The sequence below is a fragment of the Flavitalea flava genome, from assembly GCF_054461575.1.
In genome coordinates, this window is sequence record NZ_JBTLQH010000001.1 from 437,429 (window position 1) to 458,626 (window position 21,198).

Annotated in this window: 20 protein-coding genes; 15 read left to right on the forward strand and 5 right to left on the reverse strand. The window is 45.0% G+C overall.

Going from position 1 to position 21,198, the window contains the following annotated elements; translation table 11 throughout:
• Window positions 1-8 precede the first annotated feature (8 nt).
• On the forward strand, window positions 9-1,109 hold the full coding sequence (locus tag ACX0G9_RS01570; RefSeq protein WP_459063082.1) for an NADH:flavin oxidoreductase: 1,101 nt from the start codon (window positions 9-11) through the stop codon (window positions 1,107-1,109).
• A gap of 289 nt (window positions 1,110-1,398) precedes the next feature.
• On the opposite strand, the gene ACX0G9_RS01575 is transcribed toward ACX0G9_RS01570, so the two are convergent.
• A complete protein-coding gene (locus tag ACX0G9_RS01575; RefSeq protein WP_459063083.1) occupies window positions 1,399-2,283 on the reverse strand; it encodes an AraC family transcriptional regulator in 885 nt (294 codons plus the stop codon).
• A gap of 199 nt (window positions 2,284-2,482) precedes the next feature.
• Between ACX0G9_RS01575 and ppsA the strand changes: the two genes are divergently transcribed.
• Window positions 2,483-4,936, forward strand: coding sequence for a phosphoenolpyruvate synthase (ppsA, locus tag ACX0G9_RS01580; RefSeq protein ID WP_459063084.1), 2,454 nt, complete (start codon window positions 2,483-2,485; stop codon window positions 4,934-4,936).
• A 68-nt stretch (window positions 4,937-5,004) separates the two neighbouring features.
• Here the strand turns inward: ppsA and ACX0G9_RS01585 are convergent, their stop codons facing one another.
• Together ACX0G9_RS01585 and ACX0G9_RS01590 are read right to left on the reverse strand one after the other, a co-directional pair.
• Window positions 5,005-6,021 (reverse strand): cytochrome d ubiquinol oxidase subunit II, encoded by a 1,017-nt coding sequence (locus ACX0G9_RS01585; protein ID WP_459063085.1) that lies wholly within the window; start codon window positions 6,019-6,021, stop codon window positions 5,005-5,007.
• A 55-nt stretch (window positions 6,022-6,076) separates the two neighbouring features.
• Complete coding sequence (locus ACX0G9_RS01590) at window positions 6,077-7,429, reverse strand: cytochrome ubiquinol oxidase subunit I (RefSeq protein WP_459063086.1); 1,353 nt, start codon at window positions 7,427-7,429, stop codon at window positions 6,077-6,079.
• 146 nt (window positions 7,430-7,575) lie between these two features.
• Here ACX0G9_RS01590 and ACX0G9_RS01595 point away from each other — a divergent pair, with 146 nt between their 5' ends.
• The 5 genes from ACX0G9_RS01595 to ACX0G9_RS01615 all read left to right on the forward strand — a co-directional run bounded on the left by ACX0G9_RS01595 (window position 7,576) and on the right by ACX0G9_RS01615 (window position 11,274).
• Entirely contained in the window at window positions 7,576-8,154 is a 579-nt protein-coding gene (locus ACX0G9_RS01595) for a Crp/Fnr family transcriptional regulator (protein ID WP_459063087.1), read from the forward strand.
• A gap of 72 nt (window positions 8,155-8,226) precedes the next feature.
• Entirely contained in the window at window positions 8,227-9,381 is a 1,155-nt protein-coding gene (locus ACX0G9_RS01600; RefSeq protein ID WP_459063088.1) for a hypothetical protein, read from the forward strand.
• Window positions 9,382-9,457: 76 nt separating this feature from the next.
• A complete protein-coding gene (locus ACX0G9_RS01605; protein WP_459063089.1) occupies window positions 9,458-9,847 on the forward strand; it encodes a response regulator in 390 nt (129 codons plus the stop codon).
• Window positions 9,848-9,895: 48 nt separating this feature from the next.
• Window positions 9,896-10,765 carry a pirin family protein gene (locus ACX0G9_RS01610; RefSeq protein ID WP_459063090.1) on the forward strand — a complete coding sequence of 290 codons (870 nt, stop codon included), beginning with the start codon at window positions 9,896-9,898 and terminating at the stop codon, window positions 10,763-10,765.
• An 11-nt stretch (window positions 10,766-10,776) separates the two neighbouring features.
• Complete coding sequence (locus ACX0G9_RS01615; RefSeq protein WP_459063091.1) at window positions 10,777-11,274, forward strand: pirin-like C-terminal cupin domain-containing protein; 498 nt, start codon at window positions 10,777-10,779, stop codon at window positions 11,272-11,274.
• On the opposite strand, the gene ACX0G9_RS01620 is transcribed toward ACX0G9_RS01615, so the two are convergent.
• Together ACX0G9_RS01620 and ACX0G9_RS01625 are read right to left on the reverse strand one after the other, a co-directional pair.
• Window positions 11,258-11,695, reverse strand: a complete 438-nt coding sequence (locus ACX0G9_RS01620; protein ID WP_459063092.1) for a YHS domain-containing (seleno)protein — start codon at window positions 11,693-11,695, stop codon at window positions 11,258-11,260. The two genes, ACX0G9_RS01615 and ACX0G9_RS01620, sit on opposite strands and share 17 nt — an antisense overlap.
• A gap of 108 nt (window positions 11,696-11,803) precedes the next feature.
• On the reverse strand, window positions 11,804-13,738 hold the full coding sequence (locus ACX0G9_RS01625; RefSeq protein WP_459063093.1) for an AAA domain-containing protein: 1,935 nt from the start codon (window positions 13,736-13,738) through the stop codon (window positions 11,804-11,806).
• A gap of 70 nt (window positions 13,739-13,808) precedes the next feature.
• Between ACX0G9_RS01625 and ACX0G9_RS01630 the strand changes: the two genes are divergently transcribed.
• The 8 genes from ACX0G9_RS01630 (at window position 13,809) to ACX0G9_RS01665 (ending at window position 21,131) form a co-directional block, all read left to right on the forward strand.
• Window positions 13,809-14,024, forward strand: a complete 216-nt coding sequence (locus tag ACX0G9_RS01630) for a hypothetical protein (protein WP_459063094.1) — start codon at window positions 13,809-13,811, stop codon at window positions 14,022-14,024.
• 125 nt (window positions 14,025-14,149) lie between these two features.
• The gene (locus ACX0G9_RS01635; protein WP_459063095.1) at window positions 14,150-15,892 is read left to right on the forward strand and encodes a GMC oxidoreductase; all 1,743 of its coding nucleotides are present in this window, start codon (window positions 14,150-14,152) and stop codon (window positions 15,890-15,892) included.
• Between the two features lie 24 nt (window positions 15,893-15,916).
• A complete protein-coding gene (locus ACX0G9_RS01640; protein ID WP_459063096.1) occupies window positions 15,917-16,549 on the forward strand; it encodes a gluconate 2-dehydrogenase subunit 3 family protein in 633 nt (210 codons plus the stop codon).
• 156 nt (window positions 16,550-16,705) lie between these two features.
• Complete coding sequence (locus ACX0G9_RS01645; RefSeq protein WP_459063097.1) at window positions 16,706-17,584, forward strand: MerR family transcriptional regulator; 879 nt, start codon at window positions 16,706-16,708, stop codon at window positions 17,582-17,584.
• Window positions 17,585-17,592: 8 nt separating this feature from the next.
• A complete protein-coding gene (locus tag ACX0G9_RS01650; protein ID WP_459063098.1) occupies window positions 17,593-19,122 on the forward strand; it encodes a phytoene desaturase family protein in 1,530 nt (509 codons plus the stop codon).
• Complete coding sequence (locus ACX0G9_RS01655; protein WP_459063099.1) at window positions 19,106-19,942, forward strand: phytoene/squalene synthase family protein; 837 nt, start codon at window positions 19,106-19,108, stop codon at window positions 19,940-19,942. Before ACX0G9_RS01650 ends, ACX0G9_RS01655 begins: the two co-directional genes overlap by 17 nt.
• The gene (locus ACX0G9_RS01660; protein WP_459063100.1) at window positions 19,939-20,412 is read left to right on the forward strand and encodes a sterol desaturase family protein; all 474 of its coding nucleotides are present in this window, start codon (window positions 19,939-19,941) and stop codon (window positions 20,410-20,412) included. Before ACX0G9_RS01655 ends, ACX0G9_RS01660 begins: the two co-directional genes overlap by 4 nt.
• Window positions 20,409-21,131: a lycopene cyclase domain-containing protein gene (locus ACX0G9_RS01665; RefSeq protein ID WP_459063101.1), complete on the forward strand. Its 723-nt coding sequence runs from the start codon at window positions 20,409-20,411 to the stop codon at window positions 21,129-21,131. The genes ACX0G9_RS01660 and ACX0G9_RS01665 overlap by 4 nt, the downstream gene beginning before the upstream one ends.
• Window positions 21,132-21,198: the final 67 nt, after the last annotated feature.

Sequence of the window (21,198 nt, forward strand, 5' to 3'; positions counted from 1 at the left end):
ATATAAACATGCAAACAGATAGTTTATTTCAGCCCTTTCATCTTAAATCTCTGCATCTTAAGAACAGGATCGTAATGGCGCCTATGACCCGCTCTTTTTCGCCAAAAGGCGTTCCCGGCGAAAATGTCGCAGGTTATTACCGGCGTCGTGCGGAAGGGGAAGTAGGACTGATCTTATCGGAAGGTACCGTCATTGACCGTCCCTCTTCTTCCAATGATCCGAATATTCCCCATTTCTACGGGGATGCGTCCCTGGAAGGATGGCAAAAAGTAATTAACGGAGTTCATACTGCCGGGGGGCAGATGGGACCACAGCTATGGCATATGGGAGTAATGGAGAATCATGCATCCGGTTGGTTGCCCCCGGTTCCCTTTGAAGGTCCTTCCTCCTTCAGGAAACCAGGTCTGGAAAATGGACGCGCTATGAACGAAACGGATATCGCAGATACTATTGCCGCTTTTGGCCGTGCAGCGGCGGAAGCCAAACGTTTGGGCTTTGATTGTATCGAGATCCATGGTGCGCACGGTTACCTGATTGACCAGTTCTTCTGGTATGGAACGAACAATCGCAAGGATGGCTATGGCGGGGGCTCCCTGGCTGAACGTACCCGTTTTGGAGTAGAAGTGATCAAAGAGGTTCGCCGTTCGGTGGGAGAAGATTTTGCGGTTATCCTTCGTCTTTCCCAATGGAAACCCCAGGACTATACGCAGCAAATGGCCCAAACACCGGAAGAACTGGAAGCCTGGCTGACACCCCTTGCGGATGCAGGCGTCGATATTTTTCATAATTCCCAGCGACGTTTTTGGGAAACCCAATTTGATGGTTCTGATCTTAATTTTTCCGGATGGACTAAAAAACTAACGGGTAAGCCTACCATTACTGTCGGCTCGGTAGGGTTGACCGGAGAATTCCTGGCTGCCTTTGCCGGTGAGAGTTCGCAGCCCAGTTCCCTGGATGAATTAGTACGCAGATTTGATCGGGGAGATTTTGACCTGGTTGCCGTTGGACGCCCCTTATTGGCTGATCCTCATTGGGTTCAGAAGATCAAGGCAGGAAGGTCGGAAGAGTTGCTGGGATTCAGCAAAGAAGCGCTTGGGGAATTGAGGTGATCTGCCGGAACTTGCCGGAATGAAAAAAGGAAATCGGAAAAAAGAAATAAAAAACCGGAAGCGCTTGTGACACTCCCGGTGATTGTCTGAGTTAATACAAGGACTTCATCTCCTCCAAGACTATATCGTTGCTCAACCCCTACTGACTAAAGTTATGGAATTAGGTTTTACAAAAATCAATTCCATAACTTTTATTGGCTAAAAAATTATCCTGTTTAATACAATTTGCGAATTCTGCATATTGTATGCAACTAACGCCCATTATCCATTCCCCTGCCTTTAACGCCCATCATCCATTCCCTTGCCTTATTTCCTGGTAATATTTCCGGTGGGCGAGGGGAGTCCTGTCCGTAATGGATTTAAAATGACGATTAAAATTGGAAAAATTATTAAAGCCGCATTCGAAGCAGATTGCAGCCACCGTTTTATGTGTTTCCGCCAGCAGTTTGCAGGCATGACCAATACGGACTTCCATTAAAAAACGCGAAAAAGTTTTTTTGATCCTCGATTTAAAGTAACGACAAAAGGCGTGCGGACTCAAATGGGCTATGCCGGCAATCTGTTCCAGGCTGATCTCCCTGGAAAAATTATCCATGATATACTGGTAGATGGTATTCATGCGGTCCGATTCGTTGGGATGATGCGGAAAGGGAAAATCTTTACTGCACACAGGTTTGGTCTCTTTGGAATGAGCGATGGTCCGCAGCACCTGCAGGAGCAGGATGATCCGCTCGCTTCCGTGCGAAATTAATAATTTGTGCATCAGGGCAGCAACGGTTTTCTTAGTGTTATTCTTAACCCTGACTCCCTGTTGTGCTTTTTCCAAAAGCCTGGCTATTTCTTTATTCTCGGGCAAACGAAAAAAATGATCCCCCAAACAGCCCGGTAAGAAATGGACGAGTATGGCTTCCACTTTCAACTTGGTTTTTTTCTTCAGGAATTTCTCATCGCTGCGCCAAAGATGTGGAAGATTGGCGCCCAGCAGGATCATATCGTCATCTTTGAAATGATGAATATTATCACCGATGAATTGTCTGCCCGATCCTTTAATGATATGAATCAATTCCAATTCCGGATGGTAATGCCATTTGTTATAAAAATGGGATACTACATCATTTCTTACGGTAAAAGATTGTTCCGGATGTAAGGCTATTTTTAATAAATGCGGCTTCATAAAAAAAGACAATCGTTTAGTGCTTTTTATGGAATGGTTTTAGTATCGGTGTATTTGATATTATAATGATCATTTAGTGTAAAAATAGGTAAAAAACAGGTTAACATAGTATAAATAGCGGGTAAGTTAGTGCCAAAGGGTTCGTCGGATAACGCCTACTTTTGATCTTTCGCTAACGATAACAACTTTTACTTCCATTATGAACAACGATTTCATCCTTGAACTCAAAGAGGTCGGCATACACGATATTGACCGGGTAGGGGGCAAGAACGCTTCCCTGGGAGAAATGATCCAGCACCTGACAGGCCTGGGTCTTAATATACCCAATGGGTTTGTCATTACGGTGGCGGCCTACAAAAAATTCCTGGAATACAATAACCTGGAAACTACGATCAGCCATATCATCAATTCCATTCAGATTGATAATTTAGAATCCCTGCGCCGGGGAGGTCACCAGGTAAGACTGCTGATCAGTAATGGCCGTTTTCCCAAGGAAATGAGCGAGGTGATCATCCAGGCTTACGAACGGTTGTCTTCGGATTATAACCAGGAATATACTGATGTTGCGGTAAGATCCTCAGCTACGGCGGAAGATTTGCCGGATGCTTCCTTTGCGGGGCAGCAGGAAACCTTTCTTAATGTAAGAGGACCGGCAACCCTGATGGATGCTGTGCGGAATTGTTTTGCCTCTCTGTTCACGGACCGGGCCATCAGTTACCGGCAGACTTTTAAATACGATCATTTTTCAGTAGGACTGAGCATTTGTGTACAAAAAATGGTAAGGAGCGATCTGGGTTCTTCCGGGGTAGCGTTTAGCCTGGATACCGAGAGCGGATTCAAAGATGTGGTCGTGATCAATGGTTCATATGGCCTGGGTGAAATGATCGTGCAGGGATCTATATCCCCCGATGAGTTTATTGTATTCAAACCTGCTTTAAGACAGGGTTTCAAAGCCATCATCGAAAAGAAACTGGGCGTAAAGGATAAGATGATGGTATATGGGGATAAATCGGATGAAAGGGTAAGGATCATTCCCACCGAAAAAAGTTACCAGCATAAGTTTTGCCTGACAGATGCAATGGTCCTTCAGTTGGCGGATTGGGTCGTGAAAATAGAGGACTATTATAGCGGGGAGAGGAAAAAGTGGACCCCGATGGATGTGGAATGGGCGGTGGATGGTTTGAGCAAAGAACTATTTATCGTTCAGGCAAGACCGGAAACGATCCATTCCCGGAAGGACCACAGCAAGATCTCTGAATATGCCATTTCAGATCCAGCAAGGGCAGATAAGATATTGTTAAAGGGGATTGCCGTAGGGGATAAGATCGGTGCCGGAAAGGTGAATATCCTTTATTCCCTCGATAAAAGGGTGATGGAAGGGCATGAATTTACTGCCGGAGATGTATTGGTAACGGATATGACGGATCCTGACTGGGAGCCCATTATGAAAAAGGCTTCAGCCATTGTCACTAATAAGGGAGGAAGGACCTGCCATGCTGCCATTGTCGCCAGGGAATTGGGAGTACCCGCTATCGTCGGTTGCGGGAATGCAACGGATATCCTGTCGGATGGAGACCTGATCACGGTTAGTTGTGCAGAAGGTGAAGTCGGTTTGATCTATGACGGGATCATCGGTTTTGAAAAGGCGGAATATGATCTGAATGATCTTCCCGCAATCAAAACCTCGCTGATGCTGAACGTGGCGACTCCTTCCATGTGTTTTAAATTCTCTCATTTGCCCAATAAAGGCGTAGGCCTTGCCAGGGAGGAGTTTATCATTAATAATTATATTCAGATCCATCCGCTGGCTTTATTGCAGCATAAGGAATTGAACGATCCTGCGCTGACCAAAGAGATCGGGGCCCGGATCATCGGATATGAAAATGAAGCGGATTTTTTTATAAAAAAATTATCTTACGGGATTGCTAAAATTGCGGCCGCCTTTTATCCGCATAAAGTCGTGGTCAGGTTCAGTGATTTTAAGACCAATGAATATTATAATTTATTGGGAGGGAAATATTTCGAGCCGCATGAAGAAAATCCCATGATCGGATGGCGGGGCGCCTCCCGGTATTATTCCGAAAAATACAAGCCGGCCTTTGGCCTGGAATGCAAGGCCATCCGGATCGTTCGTGAAGAAATGGGATTGGATAATGTGATCGTTATGATCCCCTTCTGCCGCACCGTAGAGGAATTGGTCAAGGTTAAGGATACGATGAAGGAATTTGGATTGGAACGGGGTAAAGAAGGTCTTGAGCTTTACCTGATGGCAGAAGTTCCCTCCAATATTATCCTTGCCGATGAATTTTCCAAACATATCGATGGCTTCTCCATAGGATCCAATGACCTGACGCAACTAACGCTTGGGCTTGACCGGGATTCCTCCCTGGTAGCGCATTTATACGACGAACGGAATCCCGCCGTCAAACAAATGATTGCCAAACTGATCGAATCTGCCAAAAGGAACGGAGTCAAGGTGGGGATCTGCGGACAGGGACCATCCGACTTCCCCGATTTTGCGCAATTCCTCGTAGAGCAGGGGATTGACAGCATCTCGGTGACTCCGGATTCCATCATAAAAACTATCAGGGCTATTGCTGCTGTAGAGAAAGAATTAGCAGGGGAGAAGACAAAAACAGCCGTCCCGGTTTAGAAGTACTTTTTTTCAATGTGGGATCTTCAACCCTGGATCTTCAACGTTGAAGATCCAGGGTGCGATCTTCAATGTGCGATCGCTGCCGGTTTTTTGTTGAAACTATAGATGAGATAAAATAAAGCAGGAAGAATAAAAATACTTCCGAGTAATAAGGCCCAGCCGAGGACTGCTATCGGTTTATCATAACCCTGTTGTCCCAGTAAGGAAAGAGATCTTCCGTGTGAAAGCAATACGATATTCGGATAATGGCGGTAGGTGATGGCCAGCAGTATCATGGTGACCTGGAAACCGGCCAGAACACGCAGAATTCTTGTTTTCTTCTTAAAAAGCAATATCCATAAAAGGATCAGCGATAAAGCGGCAGCCGTAATGGCGATGAGGCCGACGGGGTTTCCGAATATCCATTCGGTTAAAGGAACGCCTTCGACGGTGGAGGCTATAAAAACAAATACTCCGCAAATGATGGCTGCCGCATTGGTGCTTTTTGCCTTGGTGATAAAACGAAGCCTGTCCGTTTCATTATCCGTTTCCCCGATCAGGTAAATGGAGGCCAGGAACCCGCAAATGGAAACGGTAAAAAGGCCAACTGTAAAAGAGAACCAGTGTAACCAGCTAAAGATATAGGCATCTGCAAAAGTCCGGGCGTCGGGATCGATACGGCCGGCAACTGCGCTGCCGGCAATAATCCCCAGGAATAACGGAGTAATGACGCTGGCATAGACGAAGATGCGGCTATAAACTACCTGCATTTCATCTTTTACTGCGTCATAGTTCCGGAACGAAAAGGCCGTTCCCCGGGCAATAATTCCCAGTAGCATGATCGCCAGGGGAATATGTAAAAAGGTCGACATGGTGGTATAGATATCGGGAAAACCCACGAACAGTACCACGATCGTTATGATCAGCCACATATGATTGGCTTCCCAGATAGGCCCGATGGCCTTGTACATGGTTTTCCTGGTTTTGCTCTTGTTCTTATGGGAAGTGAACAGCTCGATGATACCTGCACCAAAATCAGCCCCGCCCATTAAGAGGTAAAGTAAAATGGCTATCCAGAGGTAGGTGATCACGACGTATAGCATAAGCTTAGTGCATTAATGATTCAATGATTCAAATAATTCAGTGATTCAATGATTCTTAGTGTGTCAAAGATTCCCCTTGGGTCAATGGTTTGGATGTTGATGGAATATCGTAAATAACCCCGACCATTTTTATCTGCCGGTACAACATATATACAACGATGAGGGACAGGGAAACATAAACACCCGTAAACAGGTAAAAAGAATACAGGATCCCGGGCATTGGGGTCACTGCATCGGCAGTCTTCATGATCCCCTGCAGGATCCAGGGCTGCCGTCCTACTTCCGTCACCGTCCAGCCTGCTTCCACGGCGATAAAACCGGCCGGTATGGCGGCTACAAAAAGTTTTAGCAGCCACCTGCTGTCCCGCCAGTTCTTTTTCTTCCATAGCGCATAAAAATACATCAGGGACAAGAGGACCATGAGCATTCCCAGACCGACCATGATCTGGAAGGCAAAATGGGTGATAACGACAGGCGGATGATTTTCAACGGGGATGGTATCGAGTCCTTTTACTTCGGAATGAAAATTCCCATCGATCATAAAACTAAGCATGCCCGGTAATTCAAGGCCATAATCAACTTTTTTGTTGGTTGGATCGGGGATCCCTCCTATCAGCAGGGGCGCTCCTTGTTTTGTTTGAAAAAGCGCTTCCATGGCAGCCAGCTTGGCTGGTTGGGTCCTGGCGACGAATTTTGCGGATATATCACCGCTCAGAGGTTGTAAGAGGGCGGCCGTTGCCGCAAATATCGCTGCTATCCGAAAGGATTGGGTATGAAAATATACATTTTTCCCACGCAGGATCATAAGGGCATGGACACCTGCTACGGCAAAACCTGTTGCAGCAAAGGCAGCAATGGACATATGCAAGGCCTGCGAGAACCAGGCATCATTGAACAGGGCCTTTATGGGGTCTATATTCAGGTACTGACCGTTCACATAATCGAATCCGGAAGGGCAATTCATCCAGGCATTGGCAGACACTACTAAAATGCCGGAGATCAGGCCGCTTATTCCGACCACTACCCCCGTGAACCAATGGAACCAGGGATTAAAACGGTCCCAACCATATAAAAAGAAACCCAGGGCGATGGCCTCGATAAAAAAGGCGGTTCCTTCCAGGGAAAAAGGCATTCCGAAGATGGGGCCGGCATGTTTCATGAATCCGGGCCATAAAAGTCCCAGTTCGAAGGATAATACCGTTCCGGAAACGGCGCCTGTTGCAAAAAAGATAGCCACTCCCTGGCTCCAGGCCTTTGTAATATTCTTATAAACAGGTTTTTTCGTTTTCAGCCAGTAATAGTGGGAAACTGCCATAAAAAAAGGCATTACCATGCCAATACAGGAGAATATAATGTGAAATCCGAGCGAAAGGGCCATCTGAGATCGGGCGGCTATAAAATCATTCATAGATACTAATTTTTGCCTGCTTTGTTCGCTTCAACCTTGGGCTGAGCTCGCGAACGGGCTCAGCTCCGGTAATAACCCCGCAAAGGTAAGGCGAAATCAAAGAGAGGAACCCTAAAATTTCTTATTTTCGGAGATACAAAGATGCCATGAATTATAATTTGCTGTTAGAACATGTTGCGAGGCATATCCTCCTCAAGGAGGAGGAAAAGGCTTTTTTTACCTCTCTGCTAAATACCCGGAAACTCAAGAAAAAACAATACCTCAACCAGGAGGGGGATGTCAGTAAAGGACCTGCATTTGTAACGGAAGGCCTCCTTCGCAGTTATTCCCTGGATAAGAACGGTTTCGAACATGTGGTCCAGTTCGCACCTCCCGGTTGGTGGATCGGGGATATGTACAGCCTGGTCAAACAGAAACCAGGAACACTTTTCGTAGATGCGATCGAAGAAAGTGAGATCTTGTGGTTGTGGAAGTCGGACCTGGATAAATTGTATGCCGAAGTGCCAAAATTCGAACGGTTTTTCCGAATCCTGGCCGAAAATGCAGTGGCTACCTATCAAAGCCGACTGGTAAGTTTTCTTAGCCTTCCTGCCATGGAACGTTATGATAACTTTTGCCACCAATACCCGTCCCTGATCAAAGGTCTTGCCCAAAAACAGGTAGCTTCTTATATCGGCGTTACACCGGAGTTCTTAAGTAAAATGCTGAATGCGCAGGGGAAGTAGGAAAGTGAAATTTGAAGGGAAGAAAGGAAGGGCGGTTGGGGAAAATTTAAATAAATAAACCTTTTAATAAATATGAAACCCTTATCCCCTTTTTATTTTTGTTTTGCCTATACAGGCCTTCCCCAGATTCTATTGGCATTTATTATTCCATTAGGATTTCTTTACCCGGTAAGTCTTACCGCTCAGGCCGATAAATCCCGGGACAATTCAACCGACAGTATAAAATATGATTACCGGAAAATTTATTCCTACTGCCTGGACGGGGATATTAAACCCTCTTTATTATTAGTAAGCGTTAAAGACAAAAAAATAAGTCAAAAGGATTTGGATTTTAAAACAAAGTTTGAAAGCCGGTTCAAATACCCCGCAGACAGCAGTGGTTACCTGGAAAGCAAAAGGTCTGCCATTGACGGGTTATTGAAAATATACTATGACTATTGGAGGAAATCATTGCTGGATAATTCCGTTAATTACGACTCTGCCTTTAAAAGCCAGTTATGCAGCTTTTTAAAAACGAACTATCTCCCGGCCGGTAACCTGACAGTAAACGAGGATAGTATTGATCTTTATTTAAACCATTACCTAGCCTCTTTGGGATTACATACTACCGGTTTTGGTAAAACAGGACGACTTATTGATCTGTTAGTTTGGAGAACGGAAAAAGATACTACCTATACCTTTAAACTGTACGATGAAAAGACCAGTTCCCGCGTGATTCTTATGGATGATTTTATTACATTGGGCTGGGAGGAGTATGCCACGCTTGACAGGTATTATCCCGGTGGCTGGGCCACCAAAGAAGCGCTGTACTGTGTGGCAAAAGGATATGACCTGAATAGCGAGGACTTTATGATCAGTTATCTTGCGCATGAAAGCCGTCATTTTGCCGATTATAAATTGTTTCCCAAATTGGTAAGTGCTGATCTGGAATACCGGGCAAAGCTTACCGAACTAAGCATGGCGCATGAAACCCTCTATAAAATAATTGAGTTTTTTATCGGTAATAGCAACTACGCAAGCGATAATGGTCATTCCGTGGCCAACTATTGCGCCATCCGGGATTTGTCAAAGATTTTATTTAACGTTGATTTTGAAAGGGATATTCAAAAATGGAAGAACGCAGGCCCGGATAAAATTAACAAGGCTGCCTATGAGGTCTTAAAGGCAAATACAAAGGCTTTAACCAGCAAGGGGGCTGAAGTTGAGAAGTTAATTAACCTACATTAAGTATTCCACTTAATCAACCTTATTTTTTGCCGCTTTACTTCAGCTTACTTTTGTTCTACAATAAAAAAGGAGCAATATGAAAGCAGAAATAATGATACTCGGAAAAGATGACAGGACCATACAGAATATGGCTTCGTCCCTTAGCCAGGAAGAGTGGAATGTTACGCTGGCTTCCAATGGAGAAGATGCCATTACTGCGTCTTTCCTGAAAAATTTCGATGCTGTATTATTTACCGGTGAATTAGCGGAAATGGAAGAATTGAAGTTGAGAAAGGTTTTTGCCTATACCAATCAGAGCATGCTTGTTCTGAAATATAACGCAACGAACGATCTGGATGCCTTTAAAAAGGGAATGAAAGAAGTTGGTGCTGAGATTTCAAAAATACGCAAGGTGCAAAACAGACCGGTATATACCATCACGGATGATGCCTTAAAGAACGCCAGGCTGAATATAAGGCTCAGTTAAGAAGTTAAAAATATCGTTTTACAAAATAAAGTATAAGGAAATCAGTATATGAACAAACAAATTGACAGGATCGTCAAAAAACCGGCACAGCCGGGCATGGTAGGGGATGGGTTCAGAGTGTACAATTACATTCCGGGCACGGTTATTCCCCAGCAACGGATAAGCCCTTTTTTAATGCTTGACTTTGCTGCTGAATTTAATTTCCCGCCTTCCGAAACGCTTCGGGGCGTGGATGTGCATCCGCATAAAGGATTCGAGACGGTAACGATTGCCTATAAGGGCAGCGTGGCCCATCACGACAGTTCGGGGAACAGCGGAATTATTCATTCCGGTGATGTGCAATGGATGACAGCAGGTGCGGGTATATTGCATAAGGAATACCACGAGCAGGAATATTCCAAAAAAGGCGGCCCGTTTGAAATGATACAGCTTTGGGTCAATCTTCCTAAAAAGGATAAATTGACGACACCTCATTACCAGGCCATCACGAAGGAACAAATGGGAAAGGTTGAATTACCGGGAGATGCCGGAGTAGTGAATGTGATTGCCGGAAGGTTTAATGATGTTAAAGGCCCCGCTGAAACCTATTCACCGGTGAATCTTATCGATATTAAACTAAAAAAGGATGGGGAATTCTCAACCTCCTTACCAGAGGGTTATAATACGGCTATCCTGATAGTTAAGGGTAGTATTGAAGTAAATGGTGAAAAGGCCAAAGAACATGAATTTATCCTTTTTAAGAATAGCGGAACGGATATTTCTATAAAGGCTGCTGAAGATAGTGTGTTATTGTTATTGAGTGGTGAACCGCTGAATGAACCCATTGCCAGTTATGGACCCTTTGTTATGAATACGCAGGAGGAGATCATGGAATCGATTCATGAGTATCAGGCCGGCAAGTTTGGGGTGCTGGATTAATAAAATAGAGTATGCATAAGCGTATCGAGCATATCCTTTCAGGGCTGCTGCATAACGAAGAGCCGCCGGCAGAATGGCTAAAAAATGCAGGGGTGCAGGAACTTATCCGGCTTTGGATAAATGTGCCTGCACCCTGCAATGGTGAAGATCCCTCCTTACAACCGGCAACCTTTACCGAAAGACCGCAAGTATTGGAACAGGAAGGGGTAGATCTCTGCCTGAGCAGTGGTACCTTTGAAAATAAAACCGGTCCTTTAAAATGTTTCAATCCGGTAATCTCCATTTCTGGAGTGGTCCAAAAAGGGAAAAGAGTACAATTTTCCGCCACTCCCGGATACAGGGCCCTGTTATGCCTGATAAAAGGAGTGATCAATGTGAATTGTGAAACAGTCGGCCAATACCATGTTATCGTTTTTGAAAAAGAGAATGATGAGATTATCATAACGGCCGAAGAAGAAACAGAGTTATTGTTCCTCTCCGTTGAGCCAACCCTTATTCCTTATCCCTGATCTTTGGCCAATTCATATCCGCCTGTTTGATCCGTGTTTGCTGATCCTTGGACCATTTTACCTTAATGTCCTTGTCGTAGTTCAGGTATAATTTGTTGCCCACGATCGTCCATGCCTGCGGATCGATTGGAGCCTTATGTCCTTCGGATGTACCATAGGCACAATATCCTCCGTATTGAGGAGCATACTTTACGGGATCAGCCTTAAAACTGGTCAAATTCTGCTGGTTTGAAAAATACCAATCTGCACCTTTCCAGTTATAACTGAATTTTTTATCGCCTTTTACGGGTTTTCCTTCCGTGAAATAGGCAACTGCATCATAACCTTTGATCGCTGCCCCGGAGGATACAAAGACTTCTGATTTCTGCGCGTTAACCTGGGTGAAGGCTAATAGAAGAAGACTGAATGCAAATAACTTCATGACTGGATCTTTTAAGATTGAATAATTTTTTTATTATCCCTCAAAAGTACCCGAAGGCAGGATTGTTCATTGTCCGTAACCTGACAAAAACAGATTATGTCAGGTTATTTATTCTGCCAGTTCCCAGGCGCTTTGCCAGGCATTATGGTGTTCCGCATAGGTAATAAAATTGGAATAAAAAGAATGTTGGGATAAGGTGGCGCTGTCCCCGATGACAACCAGTTTTTTTCTGGCCCGGGTCATAGCCACATTCATCCGGCGGATATCGGAAAGGAAACCAATTTTATTGTCCGTATTGCTCCTGGTCATGCTGATATAAACAATATCCCGTTCCTGTCCCTGGAAGCTGTCGATGGTATTGACAGAGAGTTTATCGCCGTAGGCCAGCAGATCCGGCCAATGTAATAGTTGTTCTTTCAGCACCTGGATCTGTTGCCGGTAGGGGGAGATAACCGCGATAGAGGGATAATTCTGCAAGTCTTGACTCTTTATTTCCCTGACTAGCTTTGTCAGGTGTTTGAACAGGAAGACAGCCTCTTCCGGGTTGCTTATGCTGGTGCCTTCGATCTTCTCCTCAAAACCGCAACCCGCAGTATCCACAAAAACGAGCGGACCATCATCCGGGAACAATACATGTCTCGCAACGGAGGGATGCGCTTTTAATCTGTTGTGATAAAATATAGCAGAAGAATACCCCATGATGGTTTCATGCATGCGGTATTGTTCTTCCAATAGCACGACCGCTTCGGGGTGTAAGGCAACAGTTTTTTCCAGAAGAGTGATGATCAGCCCTTTTTTTCCCGCTTCTGCCGATTTAACCGTTGGGGGTAATTGGCAATGATCACCTGCCAGGACCAATTTTTGCCCTTTTAGGATGGGAATCCAGCAAGCTGGTTCGAGCGCTTGTCCGGCCTCATCGATCACCACCGTGTGAAACTTCAGATTTCGTACTGTATAATGATTGGCTCCAACCAGGGTGGCCGTAATTACCTGGGCCTTCGTTATCAGATCATCGATAATATATTGTTCGGTATTCCCAATGCTTTTCAGAATATTTCGCGCTTCGTCAAAAAGTGCCTTTCGTTGATCCCGTTCGGCTCTTCCAAAACTGCGTTTGTACTTATGCGCCATATCCCGGAATTCATTGGCTTGTTTTTTAAGTTTCCGGATTTCTTTCATTCCGGGGTGTTCCGCCATTTTACTGTCCAGGGTCAGGGCCATCAGTTTTTGCGAAACCCGGGCGGGATTACCGATGCGAAGGGTGTTCAGTCCTTCATTCGATAATTTTTCGCTCAACAGATCGACGGCTGTGTTGCTGGGGGCCACGACCAGGATTTGTTGGCCTTCCTGTTTGATCAGGGCTTTGATCGCCTGAACCAGGGTGGTGGTCTTACCTGTACCCGGAGGGCCATGTACGATGGCCAGTTCATTGGCAGCGAGGATCTTTGTAACGGCCGCCTGCTGAAAAGGGTTCAGCATAACAAATCCAGCCCTCTGCGGAGCTATATGGGGATCAACTGCCGGCGTTTCTGATCCGGACTGGAAAGTAGGTGTGTTTTCCCCGGTCAGGATTCGGATCAGCCGGCCTTCTTCTTTTTTTTCATGAAGGGCGGAAGCCAGTTTAAGAGCGCCTTGCATTTCGTCGTAACTCGAATCGTCAAAAAGCAGATCGACGCCTAATTTTCCATCCCGGGACCATTCAGGCAGTTCATCGGTATTAAGAGTGAGTTTAAGACGGTTCCCGCTTAAATAGGAAATGACCCCTTCCACTCTGTCCTGGGCAGCGTTATGATTGGAGAAAAGCGCTGCGGATGCACCAAAACGGAGCTGATGGGAGAGGTCCTGGTGGGTGGTACGTTCCATCTCCACGATCAGGTAATCTCCCCTGCCCATTTCCGAGCCCCTGATGGCAATCGGATACCAGGTCAGGCCTGCGGTCCTTCGGCTGGATACGGATGCCGATTCAGTCAGTTTCAGGTAGGAAAGCCGGTCCTCTTCCTGTTCCAGCTTCAGCAATTCCTGAAGCTTTTTAAAATAATCCATGCAGCAAATTACTCTTTCTTGAATTTTTCCTTAAGTTTATTGCTCAAATGATTGTTATTCCCTGAGCCATATGCATCCATCCAACTTTTTCACCTATATAAGCAACTCCATTCCAGGAGGTTTTCCAGGCCTTCCCGACAAAAAACAGAATTTGAGCCCGGATTTTAATGCAGAGCGGACCGGGACAGGCACCGGATCTGAAGGTATTCCGGGCATTACGCTGGCTCCGGGCGGAATCTTGTCCTCTTTTGGAACTTCATCTTCCGATGAAAGGCAGGGAAAGTGATTATTTGCGCAAAAAATGAGTATACATCAATAAAAAGGATCTCTATCCTTTCTATATTACGGCATTACCCTTGTTAGCATTTTTATAAAAGCAAAAAAAGCTTTAAGAGGCATTAAATTTTTTTTATGAGCGATATTGAAATCAAGAAATCAACGGAGGTCTATGATGTGGTCATCGTGGGATCCGGGGCAGGCGGAGGGATGGCAGGCTATGTATTTGCGAATGCGGGTTTAAAGGTATTGATGCTGGAGGCAGGACCTTTTTTCGATCCTGCCAAAGATTCCCAGCAATTAAAATGGCCATGGGAATCTCCCCGCCGCGGAGCGGGAACAACCCGGGCTTTTGGGGATTTTGACGGAGCTTTTGGCGGTTGGCAGATAGATGGTGAACCTTACACCACAAAAGATAAGACGGAATTTCAATGGTTCCGGTCCCGTATGTTGGGGGGCAAAACCAATCATTGGGGCAGGATATCCCTGCGAATGGGTCCACTGGATTTCAAAAGCCACCAGTTAGATGGTCTGACGGACGATTGGCCGATAACGTATGAAGAGGTAAAACCTTTTTATGATAAGGTAGACCGGTTGATCGGGATCTATGGTACGGTGGAAGGGCTGGAAAATGAGCCGGACGGAATATTCCTTCCTCCTCCCAAACCCAGGCTCAATGAACTGTTCATAAAAAAAGCCGCTTCAAAGACCGGCGTAAAAGTAATTGCCGGAAGAGGATCGGTCCTTACCGAGGCCTTGCCGGGCAATAAAGATCGCGGTAATTGTTTTTTCTGCGGCCAATGCGGCCGCAGTTGTAAAGTCTATGGAGACTTTTCGGCTTCATCCTGTCTGGTCATTCCCGCCATAAAGACCGGTAACCTGACCGTAAAGACCAATGCGATGGTCCGTGAAGTGATCACCGGGGATAATGGTTTGGCGACAGGAGTCTCTTATGTGGACAAGGACGATCTTCAGGAATATGAAGTAAGGGGGAAAACGATCGTATTGGGAGCCAGTGCCTGTGAATCTGCCAGGATTTTGCTGAATTCCAAATCTGCCAGTCATCCCGGAGGATTAGCCAATAGCAGCGGCATTGTAGGGAAATATCTGCATGATTCGACCGGGGCCAGCATGTCCGGATTTATCCCGGAACTGATGGGGCGCAAGCGGTATAATGAAGATGGAGTGGGGAGCGTACATATCTATTCTCCCTGGTGGCTCGATAATAAAAAACTCGATTTTCCGCGGGGATATCATATCGAATACGGAGGAGGAATGAATATGCCTTCTTATGGTTTTGGCAACGGGATCCAGAAATTAAACGGCCTGGTACCAGGGGCGGATGGTAAAATGAAGGACCCAGGCGGGTTCGGTAAATCATTGAAGGAAGATCAGCGGCGCTTCTTTGGAACCAGGGTGGGAATGGCCGGTCGTGGAACGGCTATCGCCAGGGAGGATAATTATTGTGAGATCGATCCGAATGTTGTGGACAAATTTGGCATACCTGCCTTGCGGTTCAATTATACATGGTCTGATGCCGAGATCAAACAGGCCAAACATATGCAGGATACCTTCAAGGGACTCATGCATGAAATGAAGGCGATTGTTACATCGACGGTCGAAGGTCCGGAAACGAACTACGGGCTGGAAGCGCCCGGAAGGATCATTCATGAGGTCGGCACGATCCGGATGGGGGATGACCCCAAAAAATCCGCACTCAATAAATGGTGTCAGGCACACGATTGTAAGAATCTTTTTGTCGTCGATGCGGCGCCATTTGTACAGCAGGGAGACAAAAATGCCACCTGGACTATTCTTGCCTTATCGATGCGTACCGCGGAATATATTCTCGATCAGAAAAAGAAAATGAATATTTAAATTAACTTTCAATAGCCGATCATCATGAACAGACGCGAATCATTAAAAGCATTGGGGATCACCGGGCTGTCTGCCGGTGTGTTACTGGATGCCTGTAAAACCGATACGAAGGCCAAACCTGCCGAAACTACCGATAATGCGGCTGCGGCACGGGAAGTAGGCCGCCAGCCTTTTGAGATAGAGAGGGATAAGAAACTCATGGCCGAAAAGTTCTTCACGGATCAGGAAATGGCGACCATAACCGTACTGGCAGATATCATCATTCCGAAAGACGAACATTCCGGCAGCGCCTCCGAAGCTAAGGTTCCCGATTTTATTGAATTTATCGTAAAAGATATGCCCTCGCATCAGGTCCCAATGCGCGGAGGACTGAGATGGCTGGATCTGACCTCGTTGAAACGTTACGGTAAGACCTTCAGAGAGGCCGGAGAAGAGCATCAATTAGAACTGGTCAGGGATATCGCTTATCCGACCAAGGTCAAACCGGGAATGGAACAGGGAGTGGCATTTTTCAACAAGATGCGTGACCTGACCTGTTCCGGATTCTATACTACCGAAATAGGTATCAAGGATCTTGGTTTTGCAGGCAACGCTCCAAATATCTGGAAAGGCGTTCCTGCGGATGTTCTGGCACAGTATGGTTTTAAAGACGCCTGATCTGCCGGCTGAACATTATTTGATCTCCACTCCAAACCTATACAGACAAAGGCCCCGACCCTTAATAGTCGGGGCCTTTGTATTTCACCCGGTGGATTAAAACTTTTGGTCCTTTTGTTTTGTTTATATATTTTTGATAAAATTTAAACAAAATCAATGGATCTCTTCTCCATTTCCCAATTAGCTCAATATTCCGGTGTAAAACCACATACGATCCGTATTTGGGAGAAAAGGTATAATGCATTGAAACCCAATAGATCAGAGGGCAATACCCGTTATTATGATAATTCCCAGTTGCGCCGGTTGCTGAATATTGTCGGTTTAATGGATACGGAGTATAAGGTATCTGAATTGTGCGCGATGCCGGATGAAAAAATATTCAGGTTATTGGAAGAATGGAAAGTGGTTACCCATTCTGAAACGGCGGGCTTATTCGTATCGCAATTGATCGCTGCGGGAATGGAATATGATGAACCCCGGTTTTCAGCCCTGTTTGCACAATGTCAGCATCGTTATGGGATGCTGGATACTTATTTAAAAGTGGTATACCCCATGTTAGTCAGGATAGGGTTAATGTGGTCCTGTGATACCCTGCCTGCCGCCCATGAACATTTTATCAGTAACCTGCTCCGGCAAAAACTGTTTTCAGCCATCGACACGCTGCCGCCTGCAGTTTCTTCACCTGAAACCTGGCTGCTTTTTCTGCCCGAAAATGAATTTCATGAGATCGGTTTGCTTTTCGCCCAATACCTGATCCGGCTTTCGGGGAAAAAAGCCATTTATCTTGGGGCGAATGTTCCGCTTATTTCCCTTAACGCTGCACTTAAAGACCTTTCTCCCGACAATTTGCTTTTATTCCTGGTTCATCATGACCTGCCGGAGGATGCGCAGCAATATCTGGATGGGATCCGGACAAGGTTTGCAGGAAAGAAAATGTTCGTAGCAGGAAGCCACGCCTTGATCGGGCATTTACGCACCGGTAAAAAGATTCATTGGCTGCAATCTGTGGAAGATCTGGAAAGTCAGTTAAAATAAGAAGCTATATGTCCAGTATTGTCGTCATAGGCGCCGGTTTTTCCGGGTTAAGTGCAGCAGCTTATTTGTCTGCCGCAGGACATACTGTGCATGTGTATGAAAAGAATAGTTCCCCGGGAGGAAGGGCAAGGCAATTCCGTACCGATAACGGATATGTGTTTGACATGGGGCCGAGTTGGTATTGGATGCCGGATATATTTGAAAAATTCTTTTCAGATTTTGGCTATGAAGTTGTCGATCTCTATGAACTGAAATTATTGGATCCATCCTTTGATGTGGTATTCGGAAAGGGACAAACCATGCATGTACCTGAAAATTACGATGCCCTTTGTCAGCTTTTCGAATCGATTGAAAAGGGTAGTTCGCAGCAGCTGGGGAAATTTATGGAGGAAGCGAAATATAAATATGATACGGGAATGGAAAATATAATATACATGCCCGGTCTTTCCCTGACAGAATTTGCAGATACTGGCCTTATCAAAGGGGCCATGCGTCTTCAGGTGTTCTCCTCTTTCAGCAAACACGTGCGGAAATATTTTTCGCACCCGAAACTGATCGCCCTAATGGAGTTCCCGATATTATTCCTTGGCGCCATGCCTCAAAAAATGCCTGCCCTTTATAGTTTAATGAACTATGCCGGTTTAAAATTGGGAACCTGGTATCCCAAGGGTGGGTTTGGAAAAGTAATAGAAGCCATGGAGATGGTTGCCCGTAAGAATGGGACCCTCTTTCATTATAATGCCCCGGTTCAACAAATTCTGGTAACGCAGGCCAGTCTTAAAGCCAGGGGAATTTTGGTGGATGGAAAGGAAATTCCCTGTGATGCGGTGATCGGGTCAGCCGATTATCATCATGTGGAAAATGAATTACTGTCTCCCGCTCACCGCAATTATAAAGAAAGTTACTGGAACAAAAAGACCTTTGCCCCTTCCTGTCTTATTTATTATATCGGGCTGAACAAACGGATCGGTACTCTGGAACATCACACCTTATTCTTTGAAGAGGATCTCCTGCAACATTCAAGGGAGATTTTTATGGATCCTCAGTGGCCTTCCCGGCCTTTGTTTTATGTGTGCTGCCCTTCCCGTTCGGATGATGGAGTTGCCCCACCAGGCCATGAAAATCTGTTCTTATTAATGCCGGTCGCGCCTGGTCTTCCAGATACAGATGAATTGCGGGAGAAATATTATCGGATAATGATGGACCGGCTGGAGCTCCATACCGGTGAGGAAATCCAGGCCTTTGTAGATTACAAACGCAGTTATTGCATAAACGATTTTATTTCTGATTATCATTCTTATAAAGGCAATGCCTATGGGCTTGCCAACACACTGATGCAGACCGCCATACTAAAGCCAAAGATCAGGAACAAAAAAATAAAGAACCTTTTTTACGCGGGCCAGCTTACCGTTCCCGGACCCGGTGTTCCCCCATCCCTGATTTCCGGAAAAATTGTTGCCACCCAACTGAATACCTACCTGAAACATATCCATGAACCGGCTCAAGCTAAAACAATAACTGATGAAGTCGCTTTATGATAAATTATCGGTGGAAACCAGTAAGATGACTACCGGGATCTATAGCACCAGTTTTTCTTTGGGGATATATTTCCTGAACAACCGGCTGCGAAATCCCGTCCATTCCATCTATGGATTTGTCCGGCTGGCAGATGAAATTGTGGATAGCTTCGATGGATACGATAAAAAGAACCTGTTGGCCAGGCTGGAACAGGATACCTATGAGGCCATGGTAAGCGGGATTTCCATTAACCCGATCTTAAACTCTTTTCAGCAGGCGGTCCATCAATACCATATCGATCCTGTTTTAATTTCGGTATTTTTACAAAGCATGAAAATGGATCTGGAAAAAATGGATTATACCGTTGAAAAATACCAGCAATATATACTTGGATCCGCAGAGGTGGTCGGTTTAATGTGCCTCCATGTTTTCACGGAAGGAGATCTGGATATGTATGAAGAATTGAAACCCTATGCCATGAAATTAGGCGCGGCCTTTCAGAAAGTAAATTTTTTAAGGGATATTAAAGACGATTACCAGGTATTGGGAAGGGTTTATTTTCCGGAGGTGGATATGAGCGAATTTACCTGTCAGGCAAAAAAACAAATTGAAAAGGATATCGAAGCCGATTTCAAAATTGCCCTGGCAGGAATATATAAATTACCGGCATCTTCCAAAAGAGGAGTATATCTTGCCTATGTATATTACCAATCCTTATTCACTAAAATAAAAAAAATTCCAGCCCAGCAGTTATTAAAAGAAAGGATAAGGATCAATAATGGCAGGAAAATTGGATTGATGATCAATAGTCTTTTCCCAAAAAAAGTGAATTGGGTATGAGCAACCTTCTTATAAATCTTGCCATTACCCTGGCTGCTTTTATCAGCATGGAGGCGGTAGCTTGGTTTACCCATAAATATATTATGCATGGCTTATTATGGAAACTGCATAAGGATCACCACAAAAAGGAAACCAATGTTTTTTTCGAACATAATGATTTTTTCTTCCTGATCTTCGCCCTGCCGGGGATCATATCGCTGTTTTTGGGCATCCAACAACAATACAATTACCTTTTCTGGATCGGTGCGGGTATTACCGTGTATGGAATGACCTATTTCCTGATCCATGATATTTTTATTCATCAGCGGTTCCGGATCTTCCGTAACGCAGATAATACGTATTTAAAAGGAATTCGCAGAGCACATAAAATGCATCACAAACACCTGGATAAAGAAGAAGGGGAATGTTTCGGCATGTTGTGGGTACCCTTTAAATATTTTCGCGAATTAAGAGCTAAAAAGGCTGTATGAGATCCCTTTACCTCCTGATCGATTTTTTTACGGTAATTGTACCCTTTTTGTTCTCCTTTCATCCCCGGATAAAATTTTATCGGGAATGGAAAGCGTTTTTTCCGGCAACCCTCTTGGTTGCCCTCCTTTTTATTATATGGGATTCTCTTTTTACCCGGCTGGGAGTTTGGCATTTTAATCCCCGTTATGTTATGGGCTTATATTTTTGGGAGCTGCCCGCAGAAGAGATCCTTTTCTTTTTATGTATCCCTTATTCCTGTGTATTTACCTATTTCTGCCTGGATTACTATTGCCGGGAGAACAAAATTAACCTGGCCTGGAAAATGCAAACGGACCTTATTTTTTGTACAGCATTCTCCGTCCTGCTTTTGTTTACCGGGTTTTGGTTCCTGCGTAACTTATATACATCGGTTACTTTTATCACTACGGCCATCCTCTGTCTTTTTTTAAAATTCATTCTTAAAATCGATTGGTTTGGGAAAGCGGTTATTGTATATGCTCTTTTAATGATCCCTTTTTTTATCGTAAATGGACTGCTCACTGGCACAGGTCCGGATGAACCGGTAGTTATCTATAATAATGCGGAAAATACCGGTATCCGCCTGTTGACTATCCCTGTGGAAGACTTTGTTTACGGATTTGAGCTAATCCTGCTTAATCTCCTCTTTTACAAGGTTTTTAGGCGGTCAATTCACAAGGGGTTTAATGAGAATAATTAATTTTTTTCTTAAATTATTTTCCGCGTACATTTCGGAGTTTTTCGGAGATATCCTCCGAAGTTTCGGA